This window comes from Vibrio sp. Vb1980 (assembly GCF_033338615.1).
In the GTDB taxonomy this organism is placed as follows: Bacteria; Pseudomonadota; Gammaproteobacteria; order Enterobacterales; family Vibrionaceae; genus Vibrio; species Vibrio alginolyticus.
In genome coordinates, this window is the sequence record NZ_JAWOSZ010000023.1 from 32,477 (window position 1) to 50,535 (window position 18,059).

At 45.9% G+C, this 18,059-nt stretch carries 19 protein-coding genes; 16 read left to right on the top strand and 3 right to left on the bottom strand.

What is annotated here, in order from left to right; genetic code table 11:
- Positions 1-44 precede the first annotated feature (44 nt).
- Both R7F64_RS22180 and flgP read left to right on the top strand, forming a co-directional pair.
- Entirely contained in the window at positions 45-683 is a 639-nt protein-coding gene (locus tag R7F64_RS22180; RefSeq protein WP_005382013.1) for a FlgO family outer membrane protein, read from the top strand.
- 9 nt (positions 684-692) lie between these two features.
- On the top strand, positions 693-1,124 hold the full coding sequence (gene flgP / locus R7F64_RS22185; protein WP_005382014.1) for a flagellar assembly lipoprotein FlgP: 432 nt from the start codon (positions 693-695) through the stop codon (positions 1,122-1,124).
- 102 nt (positions 1,125-1,226) lie between these two features.
- Here the strand turns inward: flgP and R7F64_RS22190 are convergent, their stop codons facing one another.
- The 3 genes from R7F64_RS22190 to flgA all read right to left on the bottom strand — a co-directional run bounded on the left by R7F64_RS22190 (position 1,227) and on the right by flgA (position 2,857).
- On the bottom strand, positions 1,227-1,652 hold the full coding sequence (locus tag R7F64_RS22190; protein ID WP_005382015.1) for a flagella synthesis protein FlgN: 426 nt from the start codon (positions 1,650-1,652) through the stop codon (positions 1,227-1,229).
- Between the two features lie 27 nt (positions 1,653-1,679).
- On the bottom strand, positions 1,680-1,994 hold the full coding sequence (gene flgM, locus R7F64_RS22195; RefSeq protein WP_005382018.1) for a flagellar biosynthesis anti-sigma factor FlgM: 315 nt from the start codon (positions 1,992-1,994) through the stop codon (positions 1,680-1,682).
- Positions 1,995-2,110: 116 nt separating this feature from the next.
- Positions 2,111-2,857, bottom strand: coding sequence for a flagellar basal body P-ring formation chaperone FlgA (gene flgA, locus R7F64_RS22200; protein WP_262654186.1), 747 nt, complete (start codon positions 2,855-2,857; stop codon positions 2,111-2,113).
- A gap of 76 nt (positions 2,858-2,933) precedes the next feature.
- On the opposite strand from flgA, the gene R7F64_RS22205 reads away from it, so the two are divergent.
- From R7F64_RS22205 to R7F64_RS22270, 14 genes are all read left to right on the top strand, one after another.
- On the top strand, positions 2,934-3,860 hold the full coding sequence (locus R7F64_RS22205; protein ID WP_005382022.1) for a chemotaxis protein CheV: 927 nt from the start codon (positions 2,934-2,936) through the stop codon (positions 3,858-3,860).
- Between the two features lie 11 nt (positions 3,861-3,871).
- Positions 3,872-4,699, top strand: coding sequence for a CheR family methyltransferase (locus tag R7F64_RS22210; RefSeq protein WP_005382024.1), 828 nt, complete (start codon positions 3,872-3,874; stop codon positions 4,697-4,699).
- 303 nt (positions 4,700-5,002) lie between these two features.
- A complete protein-coding gene (gene flgB / locus R7F64_RS22215; RefSeq protein ID WP_005382026.1) occupies positions 5,003-5,398 on the top strand; it encodes a flagellar basal body rod protein FlgB in 396 nt (131 codons plus the stop codon).
- 5 nt (positions 5,399-5,403) lie between these two features.
- Positions 5,404-5,817: a flagellar basal body rod protein FlgC gene (flgC, locus tag R7F64_RS22220; protein ID WP_005393132.1), complete on the top strand. Its 414-nt coding sequence runs from the start codon at positions 5,404-5,406 to the stop codon at positions 5,815-5,817.
- Between the two features lie 17 nt (positions 5,818-5,834).
- Positions 5,835-6,545 (top strand): flagellar hook assembly protein FlgD, encoded by a 711-nt coding sequence (gene flgD / locus R7F64_RS22225; protein WP_318072082.1) that lies wholly within the window; start codon positions 5,835-5,837, stop codon positions 6,543-6,545.
- 30 nt (positions 6,546-6,575) lie between these two features.
- Positions 6,576-7,889, top strand: coding sequence for a flagellar hook protein FlgE (gene flgE, locus R7F64_RS22230; protein ID WP_005382030.1), 1,314 nt, complete (start codon positions 6,576-6,578; stop codon positions 7,887-7,889).
- A gap of 328 nt (positions 7,890-8,217) precedes the next feature.
- The gene (gene flgF, locus R7F64_RS22235) at positions 8,218-8,967 is read left to right on the top strand and encodes a flagellar basal-body rod protein FlgF (protein WP_318072083.1); all 750 of its coding nucleotides are present in this window, start codon (positions 8,218-8,220) and stop codon (positions 8,965-8,967) included.
- Between the two features lie 18 nt (positions 8,968-8,985).
- Positions 8,986-9,774 (top strand): flagellar basal-body rod protein FlgG, encoded by a 789-nt coding sequence (gene flgG, locus R7F64_RS22240; RefSeq protein WP_005382032.1) that lies wholly within the window; start codon positions 8,986-8,988, stop codon positions 9,772-9,774.
- A gap of 30 nt (positions 9,775-9,804) precedes the next feature.
- On the top strand, positions 9,805-10,584 hold the full coding sequence (gene flgH, locus R7F64_RS22245) for a flagellar basal body L-ring protein FlgH (protein ID WP_005382033.1): 780 nt from the start codon (positions 9,805-9,807) through the stop codon (positions 10,582-10,584).
- 43 nt (positions 10,585-10,627) lie between these two features.
- Positions 10,628-11,719, top strand: a complete 1,092-nt coding sequence (locus tag R7F64_RS22250; RefSeq protein ID WP_005393118.1) for a flagellar basal body P-ring protein FlgI — start codon at positions 10,628-10,630, stop codon at positions 11,717-11,719.
- A 16-nt stretch (positions 11,720-11,735) separates the two neighbouring features.
- Positions 11,736-12,662 carry a flagellar assembly peptidoglycan hydrolase FlgJ gene (gene flgJ / locus R7F64_RS22255; protein ID WP_318072084.1) on the top strand — a complete coding sequence of 309 codons (927 nt, stop codon included), beginning with the start codon at positions 11,736-11,738 and terminating at the stop codon, positions 12,660-12,662.
- A gap of 160 nt (positions 12,663-12,822) precedes the next feature.
- On the top strand, positions 12,823-14,763 hold the full coding sequence (gene flgK, locus R7F64_RS22260) for a flagellar hook-associated protein FlgK (RefSeq protein WP_065274248.1): 1,941 nt from the start codon (positions 12,823-12,825) through the stop codon (positions 14,761-14,763).
- Positions 14,764-14,776: 13 nt separating this feature from the next.
- Complete coding sequence (gene flgL / locus R7F64_RS22265; protein ID WP_047102907.1) at positions 14,777-15,970, top strand: flagellar hook-associated protein FlgL; 1,194 nt, start codon at positions 14,777-14,779, stop codon at positions 15,968-15,970.
- 427 nt (positions 15,971-16,397) lie between these two features.
- Entirely contained in the window at positions 16,398-17,552 is a 1,155-nt protein-coding gene (locus tag R7F64_RS22270) for a flagellin (protein ID WP_005382038.1), read from the top strand.
- The last annotated feature ends 507 nt before the right edge of the window (positions 17,553-18,059 follow it).

Here is an 18,059-nt window from a genome sequence, read left to right on the forward strand (position 1 = left end):
TAATAAAGAACGGTATCACCTAAGATTATCTGGAGAATCAAACCATGAAAAAGTGGCTTGTCGCTGCATCGATGATGACGCTTCTGACATCGTGCGCGTACTCACCGATTTACAATGGTAAAGAACCTTACTCGGGAAGCCAGTTCATGCTGATGGATAGTCCGCGTCATACGATGGACTTTTTCATTGAGAGCATGACAGAAGACCTGATGGTTTCTAATGTGGCAGTATCAGCGCGGACACCGATTGCGATTACCTCGTTTGTTGATCTACAAAATATGGATGCAACAAACTGGTTAGGTAACTCGGTCTCTGAAGGTTTTATCCATCAGTTTCAGCGCCGAGGGTTTAAAGTGGTTGATTTCAAAACTACGGGCTCTATTCAAGTGACGCAACAGGGCGATTTTGCTTTAAGTCGTGATTGGCAAGATTTAGCTCAAGAGCAGCAAATTCAGTATGTATTGACCGGAACGATGCTGCGCCAAGAGGGGGGAGTGCTTGTCAATGCACGCGTGGTTGGCATGCAAAGCCGTGTAGTTGTAGCGACAGCGCAAGGTTTCCTTCCGGCTGACCGTATTGGGCGTGACTTAGATACGTTAAATAGCATCCGCACACAAGATGGTGTGTTGATTCGTTCTGACCCTACCATTCGTCAGCCGTACACTGTGATTCTCCGTCCATAGGATAGAAGCATGAAGAAGTTATTATTTATTGTTGCCACACTGATATTGGTTGGGTGTCAGCCATTACAACAGATGCGTCAAGATGAAATCTTAGTGGCGGTGGGCTACGCCAGCGTCAGTGAGCAAACAGGCCGCACAGTAGAAGAAAAGCGTGTACGTGCAATGCGCGCATCAAAAATTGATGCTTATCGTGAGCTAGCAGAGCAAGTTTATGGCATGCGTGTTAGTGGACGTGCAGAGCTGCAAGACCAGCGTTTGGGTATTGAAAGCACCACTGGTGCCGTCGATGGTGTAATTCGTGGTGCAGAAGTTGTGCGTAGTTATCTTGTTGAAGACAGTTATGTGACTGAGCTGCGTCTGGATATCCGTAAGATGGATAAGCTACGTGATTATGGAGAAGTTCAGCAAGTGCCTGAGAAGCGTCAGCAAACTTTGTTTTAAACCATTTCACTAGACAGATAATCTTTTTGAGCGGCTGATTGGTAACAATGAGTCGCTTTTTTATATCTACGTGAGCGCGGGAATTGAGGGTAGGAGTGACGTTTAAGCTTTTATATTGGTGCCAAGCGTCGAGATGGTGTGGGTTTTTCCGCCCGCATTGTAGGTCATGCCAACTTTGCCATGAGTTCGCTGGAGCATGTTGTTGAGTTTATTGAAGCTCAGCTGTGCGCGACTAAGCGATTCGCCATTTACTTGGTTAACTTGTTGACAGTCGAGGACGATCGATTGGATTTGAGCAACAACCTGACTTAGGTGCTCATCTTCAGTAAGTTGATTGACGTGCGGGTGAGAGGCGATTCGCTGATCAGTTGTTCTGAGCTGATCAATGAGCGTCATCTTCTGTTTGGCAATGTTCTCAATCTCGGTAGAGACACGCGCCGTTATTGCTTGTGTTTCTTGGCGTAAAACAGCGGAAAGTGCCTTAGCATTTTCTAGCTGGAAATTAACGAGATCGACTAATGCTGCCATAAAATACTTACCTTCGGCCTAAGTCAGTTAGCTTTTGCCTTGCAATTCGTTTTCAAACTTAATCATGTTGTCAGCCAATTTTTCAGGATCGACTTTGTATGAACCGTTTGTGATAGCTTCTTTGATTGCTGCAACTTTGGCGCTGTCATATGCCGGAGAAGCTGCCATATCCTTCTGGAGTTTACTGACGGCTTTACTTTGCTGGCTGAGTGATACTGCGTCTTGTTGCGCTGGCGCCTTTTTTGATTCTGTCGTGCTGGTAGCATTGGAATCGTTACGTGCAGGTGCGCGACTTGTTGTCGTCATCATTTGCCCTGAACGTATATTATCTATACCTGCCATGTTTAACCTTTGCCTTGTATCGTAATACTGGTATCCAGACTATCGACCAGCGCAAAAATAACTTTAGTCATTTTTTGCATTTTTATTGATCAGTTTAAACACGCTACCAGTGGGTATTAAAAATTAACAGTGATTTCCGCAATGTCAGTCACTATGCCTTCTATTATACGTTGCGACTTATCATTTTTCACTCTTACTTGATCGCCAGCTGAACCATCCTGCAATGCTGTGCCTTGCGTTGTGATCGTCATGCCAGAATTCACCGCTTTGATAATGACCTTTTCATTTCGGCATACCACACAAACATCATTTCTCTCTACGACATCGCCTAAGCGAACATTACGCTTTAGCTTTGCCCCAACCACTTGATCGTAGCTAGAAAATCCATCTTTACGAAAGCGCTGTAGCTCGATCATGGAAGTGGTAACATCCGATGCGCTGACGATTTCTCCTCTCCCTAGTGTTCGTGTAGCGACGATCATTGGTACTGATACCGAGATCCTCACAGGGACATAGACTTTCCAGTCATCCGGTTGGCATTCCACTAACACATTGATGTTACTTCTCGTGCTGCTGGTGGAAGAGGCAGATGTATCTAACGGAATAGGGCAATCCGTTGCTTTTATTCTCGAGTCGATCTCTGCCGCATTAACAGATAGCTCGCCACCATCAGGCTGATCAACCGTAGCAAGAATATGTTGTTCTGCTGCTGTTTTTATTTGCTCGATCTGATTATCTGAAGCTGAATGAACAAAAAAGCTAAACATACTGAGCAAAATGCCGATAGACTTAGCGTACTTTGTAATTAGCGCTCTACATATTGTCATAGTCAATGGTGTCGAAGTGAAAGTGAAATACGCCATACTGTCTCCCTGGTATCGTGCTTGCCAGTGGTAGAGTATCATTTAAAAACAAAAAGTTTGAGATGGAGATGAGCATATGACGGGGATTCTTGACTCGGTGAATCAGCGTACGCAACTCGTCGGTCAGAACCGATTGGAATTATTGACCTTTCGACTGATGGGCCGACAGCGCTACGGCATTAACGTATTCAAAGTGAAAGAAGTACTACAGTGCCCTAAGCTGACTTCAATGCCAAATCTACACCCTCTGGTTAAAGGTATCGCTCATATCCGCGGCCATACCGTGTCCGTTATTGATTTGAGCCTGGCAATTGGTGGCCGCCCAACCACTGATTTAGATAAATGTTTTGTTGTTATTGCAGAATTTAACCGTACGATCCAAGCATTTTTGGTATCATCGGTTGAGCGTATTATCAATATGCATTGGGAAGCGATTTTGCCACCGCCAGACGGCGCAGGTAAAGCGCACTACTTGACTGCCGTTACAAACATTGACAATGAGCTGGTTGAAATCCTTGACGTTGAAAAAATCCTGGCAGAAATTGCGCCAGTTGATGAAACGATGGATTCCGCTATTGGCGAAGAAATCGCACAAGCAGAACAAGAAAAGCCTATTGTACGCCGCATACTGATTGCTGATGACTCGACGGTCGCGCGTAAACAGGTAGAGCGTGCGATTACATCCATCGGTTTTGAGGTCGTATCTGTCAAAGACGGCAAAGAAGCGTACAATAAGTTGATTGAAATGGCTCAAGAAGGCAATATCTACGATCAAATTTCGTTGGTTATTTCCGATATTGAAATGCCAGAAATGGACGGCTATACCTTAACGGCTGAAATTCGCAGACATGCCGATTTGAAAGACCTTTATGTTATCCTCCATTCTTCATTAAGTGGTGTATTCAACCAAGCTATGGTTGAGCGTGTAGGTGCCAACACCTTCATTGCGAAATTTAACCCAGATGAGTTGGGTAACGCGGTTAAATCTGCATTAACACAATAAAAGAGACATTAATGACTGCTATTACAATCAGTGATCAAGAGTATCGTGACTTTAGCCGTTTTCTAGAATCGCAATGTGGCATCGTGTTAGGTGATAGCAAGCAATACCTCGTGCGTAGCCGACTGAGTCCTTTAGTGACGAAGTTTAAGCTCGCATCGTTATCAGATTTGCTACGTGATGTTGTTACAGGGCGTAATCGAGAATTACGAGTCGCCGCTGTGGATGCGATGACGACTAACGAAACCTTGTGGTTTCGAGATACTTATCCGTTCACGGTTTTAGCTGACAAATTATTGCCAGAAGTAGCGGCAAGCAAGCGCCCAATTAAGATCTGGTCTGCTGCCAGTTCATCGGGCCAAGAACCGTATTCTATTGCAATGACGATCCTGGAAACGCAACAGCGCAAGCCGGGCTTGTTACCAAACGTGTCCATTACAGCCACAGATATTTCGGCAAGTATGCTCGAGATGTGTCGTGCAGGGGTGTACGACAACTTGGCTTTGGGTCGCGGGCTTTCACCAGAACGTCGTCGCACCTTCTTTGAAAATGCGGACGGTGGTCGCATGAAAGTCAAAGATAACGTCAAGCGTTTGGTGAACTTTCGTCCACAAAACCTGATGGACAGTTACGCACTGATGGGTAAGTTCGACATCATTTTCTGTCGTAACGTATTGATTTACTTTTCTCCAGAAATGAAATCTAAAGTGCTTAACCAAATGGCGAGCAGTTTAAACCCTGGTGGTTACTTGCTGTTAGGGGCATCAGAGTCGCTAACTGGTCTGACTGATAAATTTGAAATGGTGCGCTGTAATCCGGGCATCATTTACAAGCTTAAATAGCGGTATCTCTTCATTGATAGAAAAGCCTGACTTCGTGTCAGGCTTTTTTGTTTGTTACCTTTCTGCGCCGAGCGCTTCATGTATCACTCAATTAGTTGAAGCGCGTTTTTGCCTTGTGCCCTCAACACGGTGTATCTTTATTAAGTGAGCAAAGTGATACGACATGACATTCCAGTTACTTTGGCTCACTTATTGCTATTTCAATTCACGGTAACCACTAGGTTGGTGTAATGCTTTAGGTTTTGGCATGCTAATTGCTTTTTGGTTATCAATCACGGTCAGTTCTTAATTGTAGAGGCAAACATGGCTATATCTTTTGACAATGCACTAGGCATCCACCAGCACACGGTGGGCGTACGTGAGCGCAATGCAGAGGTGATTTCCACCAACATCGCACAAGCAAACACGCCTGGTTACAAAGCAAGAGGTTTAGACTTTGCGAAGGAATTGCAAGCGGCAACATCTGGGGCAAGCATTGGTCTTAGTCGCACAGATGGTCGGCATATTCCTGCCACTACAACGTTGGTTGGGGACAAGTTATATCGTCTTCCTACGCAACCAGATACGGGAGATGGCAACACGGTAGACTTGGATTTAGAGCGTAACTTGTTTATGCAAAACCAAATCAGACACCAAGCATCACTCGACTTTCTAGGCAGCAAATTCAAGAACTTAACCAAAGCAATCAAAGGGGAATAATTTAGATGAGCTTATTTAACGTTTTCAATGTGACAGGTTCCGCAATGAGCGCTGAATCCGTTCGTCTGAATACTACCTCAAGCAACTTGGCGAACGCCGACAGTGTCAGCAGCTCTGCGAAAGACACTTACAAAGCGCGTCATGCCGTGTTTGGTGCTGAGTTAAGTAACGCCATGCGTGGCGGTGATACGGTGCCAGTGAAAGTGATGGGTATTGTAGAAAGTGATAAACCGCTGAGTGCGGAGTACAACCCAGACCATCCCCTTGCAAACGAAGAAGGCTACATTTACAAGCCTAACGTCAATGTAATGGAAGAAATGGCAAACATGATCTCAGCTTCTCGTGCATACCAAACTAATGTACAGGTCGCTGATTCTAGTAAACAAATGCTGCTGCGTACGCTGCAGATGGGTCAATAAGGATAAGGGGGTAGCGTATGGCCGGAATTAACAACGTTGGTCAAAGCGGCTTGTCCTATATCGACCAGCTTAAAAGTCTACAAGAGAGTAACAAGAAAGCGGAAGAGAGCACGGGTAAGCAGGACCTAAAACAGGAAGACTTCTTATCATTGCTCACGAAGCAACTGTCTCAGCAAGACCCTTTTAAGCCGGTAAGTAATGACCAGATGATTGCGCAAATGGCTTCATTTGCGACCGTTGATGGCATTGGCAAGATGAACACTCAGTTTGAGAGTTTGAATTCGTCAATGACATCAAATCAAGCGTTACAAGCTTCCTCTTTGGTAGGGCGTGACGTATTGGTCCCAGGAGCAGCAGGTGTGAAGCAGGACGACGCACCAATGGCGGTAATGGTTAAGCTTTCACAATCTATCGATAATCTGTTTGTTCGTGTAGAGGATGAAGCTGGCCAACTGGTTCGTACCTTTGAGGTAGGGGCGAAACCAGCCGGCGACACGCGTGTGCTTTGGGACGGTAAAGATGAAAGCGGAAATCCACTGCCAGCTGGCAAATACAAAGTGAAAGCGTCTGGCTTAGTTGAGGGGGAGTCGCAAGAGTTCCCAGTATCGACGTATGCCAACGTAAACAGCGTATTGCTTGGCAAAGGTGACGGAAACGTATTACTCAATCTGGCTGGTTTTGAATCGCCAGTTCGACTTGCAGAAGTATTGGAAGTCGGCAAAGTGTAGTCATAGCTCGCTAGATTAGGAGATTTTGGAATGTCATATGTATCTTTAAGCGGTTTGTCCGCCGCCCAACTGGATTTGAACACCACCAGTAACAACATTGCGAACGCCAACACTTACGGCTTTAAAGAGTCCCGTGCTGAGTTTGCTGATGTCTACTCTAACTCTTTATTTACTAACGCAAAAACCACACCGGGTGGTGGTGCACAAGCAAGCCAAGTGGCACAGCAGTTCCATGAAGGCTCTAGCATTTACACCAACAACCCAATGGATTTGCGTGTTTCGGGGACAGGTTTTTTCGCTGTAGCGAAAGAGCGTCTAACTCCACAACAGAATGAACTGACACGTAATGGTGCATTTCACTTAAATAAAGAAAACTACATGGTGACCGCGAACGACGAGTTCTTATTAGGTTACCAAGTGGACCCAAGCTCTGGTGAGGTTTCTTCATACGAGCCACAACCCATCAATATTCCTGCTGAATTTGGTAAGCCAAAACAAACAGCAAACATTGAAGTGGGTGTGAACTTGCCAGCGAACGGCGATTTGAAAGATCCAACGCAGTTTGATTTTTCAGACCCAGATACATACAACCGTTCAACCTCTTCGACAATTTATGACTCGATGGGTCAGTCTTACAAGCTAACGACGTATTACTTGAAAGATCAGACTCAGCCAAATACATGGAACACTTACTACACCGTGACAGATAAAGAAGGTGAAAAGCCTTTAAATGTTGCGGCTGGTGATGCGCAAACGCCAACAGGTCATGTGGGGCATACCATGAAGTTCAACAACGATGGTACGTTGGCGAGCTTGAACAATGGTCAGCCAATCACTTCTGTGGCTCTGGGCGATCCGGCGACGAACACGACACCAGTCGATATGAATGGTGCCGATCCTGCGCAGACGCTTAACTTCGGCTTAGGCTCAGCAACACAGTTTGCGGCTCCGTTCGAACTGACTAAGTTTGACGAAGACGGTGCAACGACGGGCTTCCTAACCAAAGTTGACTTCGATGAAAACGGCAGCGTATTGGGAACTTACTCAAACGGTGAAAACGTTACATTGGGTCGTGTTGCTCTCGTACGTGTTCCAAACGAGCAAGGTCTGGATAAGAAAGGCGGCACTCAATGGGATTCAACGCAGTTCTCTGGTGACAAGATCTGGGGTGAATCAAATAAAGGCTCTTTCGGCACCATCAATAACGGTATGCTGGAACAGTCAAACATTGATATGACGCAGGAGTTGGTGGACCTGATCTCTGCTCAGCGTAACTTCCAAGCAAACTCACGTTCGCTCGAAGTACACAACCAACTACAACAGAATATCTTACAGATCCGCTAGAGCACTAGCTGGGTCATTCGATACTCTGCTTGAGTAAGCAATGGCGTGTGATTGCTTCTTAGTAATTACCGCTTTGTTCACTTTCATCATGACATTCATCTGATGCTTAGCCTGAATACACCTCACTCAGGCTAAGCATGCTTTGATCTACGATTTGCCGCTGTTGCCGCCGTATGGATCAAAACCTTGCCTCTCGTTACAGTTTTCTGCCCCTATTGACCTCTTTTAATTGTTGGTTGTTAATTCAAAGTATTGATTGATAAGCCTATTTTTTTTGGCATAACTATTGCTTTTACTCCGTGTACAGAGAGATTTTTTGGAGTAATTTATGGATCGCGCACTGTTTCTCGCAATGAGTGGCGCCAAGCAAAATATGCAGGCACTACAATTGCGCGCTAATAACTTGGCTAACGTAAGCACGACCGGATTTCGGGCTGATTTAGCACAGGCTCGCTCAATGCAGGCTTATGGTGAAGGCCATCCTTCACGTGTGTTCAGCATGACAGAGCGTCCAGGGCATAACTTTGCTCAAGGTAGCGTGATTACAACAGGGCGTGATCTGGATGTGACGATTGAAGGCAGCGGTTGGATATCGGTACTCGATCACACAGGGAAAGAAGGGTTGACCCGTAACGGCAACCTAAAAGTCGATCAAAATGGCATGCTTACCAACGCAAGTGGTCATTTGGTGCTGGGTGAAAACGACGCGCCGATTACTTTGCCTATTCCTCTCTCCAAAATTGAAATCGGTCGGGATGGCACCATCTCTGTACTTCCTCAAGGTGCCCCGGCAGAAGAATTCCAAGCGGTTGATCGCATTAAGCTTGTTAAGCCTAATGATCAAAGCTTGTTTAAAGACACCAATGGCTTATTTCGCCATAAAACTCCAAACCAACCTTACGAAGCAGACGCGACTGTTGGCCTCCAGACGGGAGCGATAGAAGGCAGTAACGTGAATGCCGTAGGTGAAATGACCGCATTGATTGACTTACAACGTCAGTTTGAAATGCAAGTCAAGATGATGAGCACAGCTGAAGAAATGGATAAATCTTCAGATTCACTGCTTCGTATGAGTTAACAGAGTTAGAGGTTCACTATGCATCCAGCACTATGGGTAAGTAAAACAGGTCTAGACGCCCAACAAACCAACATTGCCACGATTTCGAACAACTTGGCGAACGCCTCTACTGTCGGCTACAAAAAGAGCCGTGCAGTATTCGAAGATCTGTTCTATCAGAACATCAACCAGCCTGGCGGCCAGTCATCTCAGAACACGGAACTGCCAAGTGGCTTGATGCTAGGTGCGGGTTCTAAAGTGGTTGCGACGCAAAAAGTGCACACGCACGGCAATGCACAGACAACGACCAACGCACTGGACATGATGGTGGAAGGCGACGGCTTTTTTCAAGTGACATTGCCGGACGGCAACATCGGTTATACCCGTAACGGTCAGTTCACGCTAAATGGTGAAGGCACGTTAGTCACGTCGGGTTCTGGCTACCCTGTAGAGCCTGAAATTGTGATTCCAGAAGATGCGATTTCTATTACTGTCGGTACGGATGGTGAAGTGTCGGTTCGCGTCCGAGGGCAGCAAGACAACCAAGTCGTTGGTCAGTTAACCATTACAGATTTTGTTAACCCGGGTGGCCTAGAGCCAATTGGTCAGAACCTTTACTTACCAACGGGTGCCAGTGGCGATCCACAAGAGGGTGTTCCAGGTTTGGACGGTTTGGGTGAAATTCGTCAATCCATGCTGGAAGCGTCCAACGTGAATGTAACGGAAGAGTTGGTCAACATGATCGAAGCCCAGCGCGTTTACGAAATGAACTCAAAAGTGATCTCGTCAGTCGATAAAATGATGAGCTTCGTTAACCAGCAATTGTAACGATTAAGAGCAAGATTTGAGGAGCTCACGATGAAACGTATTTGCCTACTCGCTTTGATTGCTACGATGTCGGGCTGTGCCATGTTGGAACCGATTGAAACGGATGAAGTGACACAAGCAACCACTGTGGTCGACGCAGTAGAAGGCGATAAATCGAAAGAAGAGAGCAGCGGTATTGTAGATACTTTACGTGGTAGAAGTGATCCGGTTGCTGGCGACCCTGCTTGGGCTCCAATTCATCCGAAAAACAAGCCTGAGCATTACGCTGCTGCAACAGGTTCGTTGTTTAGCGCCGAGCACATTACCGACCTATACGACGATTCTAAACCACGTGGTATTGGCGACATTATTACCGTAACACTGGATGAGACAACCAGTGCGACGAAAAGCGCAAATGCCGATTTATCGAAAACCAATGAAGCGCAAATGGACCCGCTTCAAGTGGGCGGAGAAGAGCTGCAAATTGGCGGAAAATATAATTTCTCTTATGACTTAAACAACTCCAACTCATTTGCAGGTGACTCTTCTGCAAAGCAGAGCAACAGCATCAGTGGTTACATCACTGTTGAGGTGATCGAAGTACTGGCAAACGGCAACCTCGTGATCCGCGGTGAGAAGTGGATGACGCTAAATACGGGTGATGAGTACATACGTTTAAGTGGCACTATTCGTCCGGATGATATTAATTTCGACAACACCATTGCATCAAATCGCGTTTCTAACGCAAGAATTCAGTACTCTGGCACTGGTTTGCAACAAGATATGCAAGAGCCAGGCTTCTTGGCACGATTCTTTAATGTAGCGCTATAACACGCCGTGCTGACGGCAATTTGACTGCAAGAGATAAGTAAGCATGAAAAAACTCCTTTTAGTACTGATGAGCGTTGCTCTGTTTTCTACCGTAGCCCAAGCCGCACGTATCAAAGACGTCGCGCAAGTGGCAGGTGTACGAAGCAACCAACTCGTGGGTTATGGTTTGGTTTCAGGCTTACCTGGTACGGGTGAAGCGAACCCGTTTACAGAGCAAAGTTTCGCCGCCATGCTGCAAAACTTCGGCATTCAGATGCCGCCGGGCACAAAGCCAAAAATTAAAAACGTTGCCGCAGTCATGGTTACGGCCGAATTGCCGCCTTTCTCTAAACCGGGTCAGCAAGTGGACGTGACTGTCTCTTCCATCGGAAGTGCTAAAAGTTTGCGTGGTGGCACCTTGCTGCAAACGTTCCTCAAAGGTCTCGACGGTCAAGTTTACGCGGTTGCTCAAGGTAACTTAGTAGTGAGCGGCTTCAGTGCTGAAGGCGCTGACGGTTCTAAAATCGTAGGTAACAATCCAACCGTTGGTCTTATCTCTAGTGGTGCGACAGTAGAGCGAGAAATTCCAAACCCATTTGGTCGTGGTGATTACATCACGTTCAACTTGCTTGAGTCAGACTTCACAACGGCTCAACGTATGGCGGATGCTGTAAACAACTTCCTTGGCCCACAAATGGCGAGCGCTGTTGACGCGACATCAGTGCGCGTGCGTGCTCCTCGTGACGTCAGCCAGCGTGTTGCGTTCTTATCGGCAATCGAAAACCTAGAGTTCGACCCAGCAGATGGTGCAGCCAAAATCATCGTTAACTCACGAACGGGCACCATCGTAGTTGGTAAGCATGTGCGTCTTAAACCTGCAGCAGTAACGCATGGCGGCATGACGGTTGCGATCAAAGAAAACCTGAATGTTAGCCAACCTAACGGCTTTTCTGGTGGGCAAACCGTTGTCGTACCAGACTCGGATATCGAAGTCAGCGAAGAGCAGGGCAAGATGTTTAAGTTTGAGCCAGGCTTAACGTTGGATGATTTGGTCCGTGCAGTGAATCAAGTCGGCGCAGCGCCGTCGGATTTGATGGCTATCTTGCAAGCATTGAAACAAGCTGGTGCCATTGAAGGCCAGTTGATCATCATTTAATGGTTAGGAGGTAGGTATAATGAACAATCCTAACGACATTGGTTTTATTCATGACATCAGTTCGCTGGATACCTTGCGTCAAAAAGCAGTGAAGGAAGGTAAAGATGGCGAGCAAGAAGCACTGCGTGCAGCAGCTCGTCAGTTCGAATCTATTTTCACCTCCATGATGTTGAAATCCATGCGAGAAGCCAATGAGGGCTTTGAGTCCAACATGATGAACAGCCAAAACGAGAAGTTCTACCGACAAATGTTGGATGAACAGATGGCGAGTGAATTGAGTTCGTCTGGTTCAATGGGACTGGCCGATATGATTGTTAAGCAATTAACGGCTGGGCAAGGGAACGACAAAAAAGAAACGGCTATGCGTGATGCGGCAAACAATGCTGCGGAATATCGTCGTGTTGACACGAAAAAAGCGCGCGAGATTGAACAGCGCTTGATTGAATCTGGTCAACTATCTCGACCAAGCAATGAACCCACTCGATTCGATTCACCAGAATCCTTTGTTAACTCGATGAAGCCATACGCGGAGAAAGCTGCGAAAGCCCTAGGTGTCGAGCCATCTTTGCTACTTGCGCAAGCCGCTTTGGAAACGGGGTGGGGACAAAAGGTCGTGAAGAACGCGCGTGGCAGCAGCAACAACTTATTTAATATCAAAGCAGATCGAAGCTGGCAGGGTGACAAAGTGACGACTCAAACTTTAGAGTTCCACGATAACACGCCAGTGAAAGAAACGGCAGCGTTTCGCTCCTACTCAAGTTACGAAGACAGCTTTAATGACTTTGTACGATTTTTGAATGACAACCCACGTTACGATACAGCATTGCAGCAACGCGGGAATTCAGAGTCGTTTATTCGCGGTATCCACAGTGCGGGTTACGCGACCGATCCGAATTACGCAGATAAAGTCCTGCAGGTGAAGGATAAAATCGAAAGTATGTAATGTCTCTGCGACAATTTATGACGTTCTCGAAGGCTTGCCATAGTGCAAGCCTTCACTTTATCTGAACATCTACGCCTTTCTATCACTTGGCACATCTTTTGCTTTTAATGTGTCTAGGTGATCGGTTTTGCCGATTTATATTTCGTTTTTGGGGGCATGTATGGCGTCAGATCTTCTGAATGTAGGTACTCAAAGTGTGCTTACTGCTCAGAGACAATTAAACACCACTGGTCATAACATTTCTAATGTTAATACAGAGGGTTATAGCCGTCAGTCTGTTATCCAAGGCACGAATGATCCGCGCATGTTCGGTGGTTCTACCTACGGCATGGGTGTGCATGTGGAAAATGTTCGCCGCTCGTGGGATCAGTTTGCCGTGAATGAACTGAACCTGTCGTCGACCAACAATGCCAACAAAACGGATACCCAAGATAATCTTGATATGCTTTCTAGCATGTTGAGCTCTGTGGCATCGAAGAAAATTCCCGAGAACCTGAATGAGTGGTTCGATGCGGTAAAAACCATGGCAGATACCCCGAACGATTTAGGGGCACGAAAAGTGGTATTGGAAAAGGCGAAAATCTTCTCTGATACATTAAATGATTTCCACGAAACCGTGCGACTGCAATCTGATGTCACCAATAAAAAATTGGATATGGGCATTGAGCGCGTTAATCAACTTGCGTTGGAAATTCGCGATATTCATCGACTGATGATGCGTACTCCCGGTCCACATAATGACCTGATGGATCAGCATGAAAAGCTGGTTACTGAGCTGTCAGAGTACACCAAAGTTACCGTAACCCCACGCAAAAATGCGGAAGGGTTTAATGTTCATATCGGCAATGGACACACTCTTGTTTCTGGCACGGAAGCAAGCCAGCTCAAAATGATCGATGGCTATCCGGATGTTCATCAAAGACGATTAGCAATGGTGGAAGGGAATGGCATTAAAGCGATCAAGTCTGATGATATGGATGGCAAAATCGGCGCTTTACTTGAAATGCGCGACAAACACATCCCACAACTGCAAGATGAAATGGGCCGTTTAGCGACGGGCTTTTCCTACAAAATTAATCAGCTGCAATCTCAAGGTCTGGATCTCAACGGTAAGATAGGTAAAGACGTATTTACCGACGTGAACTCTGAGCTGGTGGCAAAATCTCGAGTTTTTGCTGCGCCTGACTCCCAAGCTGATGTTGCGGTTTACATCGAGGACATTTCCGCGATCAAAGGTGGTGAATATTCGCTGCGTTATGATGGCGATCAATACAGCGTGACAACACCGAAAGGTGAGCAAATGTCGTTGAACATCGACCGTTCGGATTCGTCATTTGTTCTGGATGGTATGAAAGTGCAAATTGGTGAAGGCCTTGCCGCCGGTGAGCGCGTATTGCTCCGCCCAACGAGAAGTGGTGCAGCCATCATAAAGATGGAAACCAATGACGCAAAAGCTATTGCCGCACAAAGTTATGAAGCCTCAACCACTTTTGCCCAAGGTAACGCCAAGTTTAAAATTCGTGAGGCGGGGGATGTTAAAGAGTTTGAGGTTACCGTACAACCAGCCGACGAGAAGCATGATAAGCCGTGGTTAAAGATCACGGATAACAAGGGTAATTTACTATCGGACAAATACTCATACCCGTTAGATAAAGATAACCCGATGATTGAAATCTCAGTGCCGAAAAGCCATCCGCTGTATAAAAACGGCGATGCAACCGTGTTTGAGTTGAGCGAAGGCGCACTGATGAATGATAAATTCACCGCAAACTTGGTGCCTTCTGAAGGTGGTAACGGCAACTTGAGAAAAATGCAGAAGATCCAAACAGACAAGATGATGGATGGAAAATCCAGTACCTTGATCGATGTTTATCATAACCTCAATACTGAAGTTGGACTGAAATCTTCTACAGCAAACCGTTTAGCCTCCGTCGCTCGTTTAGAGCATGAAGCGGCGCAAGAGCGCGTTGCTTCTATTTCTGGCGTTAACCTCGATGAAGAAGCGGCCAACATGATGAAGTTTCAACAAGCGTACATGGCTTCATCACGTGTGATGCAAGCGGCGAATGATACCTTCAATACTATTTTACAACTGAGGTAAGGAGAAGAGATAAGTGCTAACCCGAATTTCTAGTTTCCATAACTATCAGTCCGTACAAAATGATCTGCGTCGTCAAGAGAATAAGGTTCACCACAACCAAGAGCAACTTGCTTCAGGGAAAAAGTTACTGAAACCTAGTGACGACCCCCTCGCTGCGCATTACATCCAAAACATTAGTCAGCAACAAGAACAGCTACAACAATATCTTAGCTCGATAGTGTTGGTGCGTAATCGTCTAGAAAACCACGAAGTTAATATCGCCAATGCGGAGAATTTTGCCGACGAGTCGAAGCGCTTAACGATGGAGATGATTAACGGTGCCTTTTCTGCTGAAGACCGACAAGCAAAGAAGCGTGAGCTAGAAGAGATTGCGAACAACTTCCTTAACTTGGTGAACTCGCAAGATGAATCTGGTAACTACGTGTTTGCTGGCACTAAGCCAAAAAGCCAACCATTTTATCGCGATAAAGATGGTAGCGTGCAATACGCTGGGGACGATTATCAGCGCAAAATGAAAGTTTCTAGCATGCTTGAGATGCCAATGAACGATCCTGGCAGCAAGCTGTTTATGGAGATACCAAACCCATTTGGCGATTATCAGCCGAATTACGATCTACAAAATGGTTCTGAGTTGCTATTAAACAGAGCCACTAACGTTGATACGAAGGATGATGCGGCGTATCGCGTGACATTTGTCGATATGAATAACGGCAAATTTGGTTACCAATTAGAGCGTAACGGCAAAGTAGTGGATGCCGATGAGTTTTCTCCAGAGAAAGGGATTGAATACAAAGGCCTGAAAGTGCACGTAAAAGGCCAAATTACGCCTGGTGACAGCATTGAGATCGAAAAGCGGGCAGAGTTCAGCATTTTCGATACCTTCAAGGATGCAATGGCATGGTCAGACAAATCGGTTTCGGATACGTCGGCGACCGCCAAATTGCACCAAATGACAGAAGAATTCCACGCTGCTTTTATCCATTTGAATAAAGCGCGTACAGATGCCGGTGCTCGATTGAGTACGCTGGATATCCAAGAGCAAAATCATGAAGACTTTAATTTGTCTCTGGCAAAAGCGAAGAGCAACTTTGAGGACTTGGATTACTCTAAAGCCGTGATCGAGTTCAGTGAAAACTCGCGAGCGTTACAGGCATCGCAACAAGCATTCGGTAAGACCAAAGATCTAACGTTGTTTAACTACATCTAGTATGGCACTCATACACATTGTCTGATTTTGATGCCTTATGTGCAAAGCCTTAAGCGCGATAAGTCGGCGTAACCTGAGAGTCTGAGATGTCATGCGGCACGATTTTACCCAAAGCGGCAATGAGGCGGGAGGCAAGTCGGGCGGCAACAGGGCAGCGTTCAATACCCTTGGGCTAAGATGAGTCTGACAAACCTGAAATAGCTTAATGATAAAGCTAACTTATTGTTTATCTGATTCTTTTAAAAGTAGTTAAATAATTTACGCAAGTTGGCACACAAATTGTATTGAAAATATCAGAACAGATTTAGAGATTCTAAACCCTGCGTTTAAGGCAGATTTAGCAAGTAACTTTTACGGTCAGTGCTTATCCAAATGAGAGTAAAGCTGGCCGCTTCGCAAAATCTTGCGAACTCAACAGGAGAGCAAAATGGCTGTAACAGTTAGTACTAACGTCTCCGCGATGACCGCGCAGCGTTACCTAAACAAAGCGACTGATGAATTAAACACGTCGATGGAGCGCTTATCTTCAGGACATAAGATTAACAGTGCAAAAGATGATGCGGCAGGTCTACAGATCTCTAACCGCTTAACTGCACAGTCTCGTGGCCTAGATGTCGCAATGCGTAACGCGAACGATGGTATCTCGATTGCACAAACCGCTGAAGGTGCGATGAATGAGGCAACCTCTGTCATGCAACGAATGCGTGACCTTGCGATTCAATCATCGAACGGTACTAACTCTCCGGCTGAGCGTCAGGCGATCAACGAAGAGTCAATGGCATTGATTGACGAGCTAAACCGTATTGCAGAAACCACTTCATTTGGTGGTCGTCGTCTATTGAACGGCTCATTCGGTGAAGCGGCATTCCAGATTGGTGCGAGCTCAGGTGAAGCCATGATCATGGGACTCACCAGCATTCGTGCGGACGATACTCGCATGGGCGGTGTGACCTTCTTATCTGAGAACGGTAAAGATAAAAACTGGAGCGTTGACCCAGCTAAATCTGACTTGAAGATCACGCTACCAGGTATGGGTGAAGACGAAGACGGCAATGTTGATGATCTAGAAATCAACATTAATGCCAAAGCGGGCGACGACATCGAAGAGCTTGCCACTTACATTAATGGTCAGTCTGATATGATTAATGCGTCTGTAAGTGAAGATGGCAAGTTGCAAGTTTTTGTCGCGCATCCAAACGTTCAGGGTGAGATTTCTATTTCTGGTGGATTAGCATCTGAGCTTGGCCTGAGTGATGAACCTATCAGAACGTCAGTACAAGATATTGATATGACCACGGTACAAGGTTCTCAAAACGCGATTTCTGTGCTGGATTCGGCACTGAAATACGTAGACTCGCAACGTGCAGACTTAGGTGCGAAGCAAAACCGTCTGAGTCACAGCATCAACAACTTGGCAAACATCCAAGAAAACGTTGACGCATCGAACAGCCGAATTAAAGATACAGATTTTGCGAAAGAAACCACGCAAATGACCAAAGCACAAATTTTGCAACAAGCAGGTACATCGATTCTTGCTCAAGCGAAACAGTTGCCAAACTCTGCAATGTCACTATTGCAGTAGTTTACTTAGCCTGTACTCAATACATTCAGACGTGGATGGGAATGCAGGCTTTTGGCAAGCAGCTTTACAATAGAATGAGCGGCTCTCTCATCTCTCACCTGCCAATCATTTTCAATGTAAAGTTGCACTCGGTATGCCGGAAATGTGTTCATTTCTCTTGATCTCCACATAGGCTCTGGCGACCAACCTAGCCCCAGTTCTCTCAAAGGAAAAGGGGCTTTTTCTTTTCTAATCTTCACGTCTATCGTCTGCGAACTTACCTTTAATTGTTTCCTTTTGCTGGTTTTCTATACAATTTAGCCCTCTCGGCTCGATTTGTGGAAACTTGAGCACTTTTTCTTACTTTTCTTCAATTTTATTAGCTAAATCTCGCAATGTTATTTTTTTAAACTTTTTTCTAAAGCTTCTGAATTTGGTGTCGTTAATAGAGGTAACTTTGAGAGAACTACTTGGTTTTCCGAGACGTCGGAAACCGCTACACCGGAAAATCAATTGGAGAAATCACCA

Excerpts from the sequence above, each read along its gene's own strand:
- R7F64_RS22205 (WP_005382022.1), top strand. The coding sequence starts at position 2,934 with ATGACGGGGATTCTTGACTCGGTGAATCAGCGTACGCAACTCGTCGGT.
- flgG (WP_005382032.1), top strand. The coding sequence starts at position 8,986 with ATGCATCCAGCACTATGGGTAAGTAAAACAGGTCTAGACGCCCAACAA.
- flgH (WP_005382033.1), top strand. The coding sequence starts at position 9,805 with ATGAAACGTATTTGCCTACTCGCTTTGATTGCTACGATGTCGGGCTGT.
- R7F64_RS22210 (WP_005382024.1), top strand. The coding sequence starts at position 3,872 with ATGACTGCTATTACAATCAGTGATCAAGAGTATCGTGACTTTAGCCGT.
- flgA (WP_262654186.1), bottom strand. The coding sequence starts at position 2,857 with ATGGCGTATTTCACTTTCACTTCGACACCATTGACTATGACAATATGT.
- R7F64_RS22250 (WP_005393118.1), top strand. The coding sequence starts at position 10,628 with ATGAAAAAACTCCTTTTAGTACTGATGAGCGTTGCTCTGTTTTCTACC.
- flgM (WP_005382018.1), bottom strand. The coding sequence starts at position 1,994 with ATGGCAGGTATAGATAATATACGTTCAGGGCAAATGATGACGACAACA.
- flgE (WP_005382030.1), top strand. The coding sequence starts at position 6,576 with ATGTCATATGTATCTTTAAGCGGTTTGTCCGCCGCCCAACTGGATTTG.
- R7F64_RS22270 (WP_005382038.1), top strand. The coding sequence starts at position 16,398 with ATGGCTGTAACAGTTAGTACTAACGTCTCCGCGATGACCGCGCAGCGT.
- flgB (WP_005382026.1), top strand. The coding sequence starts at position 5,003 with ATGGCTATATCTTTTGACAATGCACTAGGCATCCACCAGCACACGGTG.
- flgF (WP_318072083.1), top strand. The coding sequence starts at position 8,218 with ATGGATCGCGCACTGTTTCTCGCAATGAGTGGCGCCAAGCAAAATATG.
- R7F64_RS22190 (WP_005382015.1), bottom strand. The coding sequence starts at position 1,652 with ATGGCAGCATTAGTCGATCTCGTTAATTTCCAGCTAGAAAATGCTAAG.
- R7F64_RS22180 (WP_005382013.1), top strand. The coding sequence starts at position 45 with ATGAAAAAGTGGCTTGTCGCTGCATCGATGATGACGCTTCTGACATCG.
- flgC (WP_005393132.1), top strand. The coding sequence starts at position 5,404 with ATGAGCTTATTTAACGTTTTCAATGTGACAGGTTCCGCAATGAGCGCT.
- flgD (WP_318072082.1), top strand. The coding sequence starts at position 5,835 with ATGGCCGGAATTAACAACGTTGGTCAAAGCGGCTTGTCCTATATCGAC.
- flgK (WP_065274248.1), top strand. The coding sequence starts at position 12,823 with ATGGCGTCAGATCTTCTGAATGTAGGTACTCAAAGTGTGCTTACTGCT.
- flgP (WP_005382014.1), top strand. The coding sequence starts at position 693 with ATGAAGAAGTTATTATTTATTGTTGCCACACTGATATTGGTTGGGTGT.